At 57.3% G+C, this 206-nt stretch carries 1 rRNA gene; it reads left to right on the top strand.

Annotated features, from left to right (window positions below):
• Positions 1-206 (top strand): 23S ribosomal RNA (locus F3J39_RS18750); the annotation flags it as partial.

Here is a 206-nt window from a genome sequence, read left to right as displayed (position 1 = left end):
GAAGCGCGGACGCCAGTCCGCGTGGAGCCATCCTTGAAATACCACCCTTTAACGTTTGATGTTCTAACGTGGGCCCGTCATCCGGGCTGCGGACAGTGTCTGGTGGGTAGTTTGACTGGGGCGGTCTCCTCCCAAAGCGTAACGGAGGAGCACGAAGGTTGGCTAATCCTGGTCGGACATCAGGAGGTTAGTGCAATGGCATAAGC

This window comes from Pantoea sp. Acro-807 (genome assembly GCF_011752675.1).
Classification (GTDB): domain Bacteria; phylum Pseudomonadota; class Gammaproteobacteria; order Enterobacterales; family Enterobacteriaceae; genus Pantoea; species Pantoea eucrina.
This window is presented reverse-complemented; position numbering and strand designations above follow the sequence as displayed.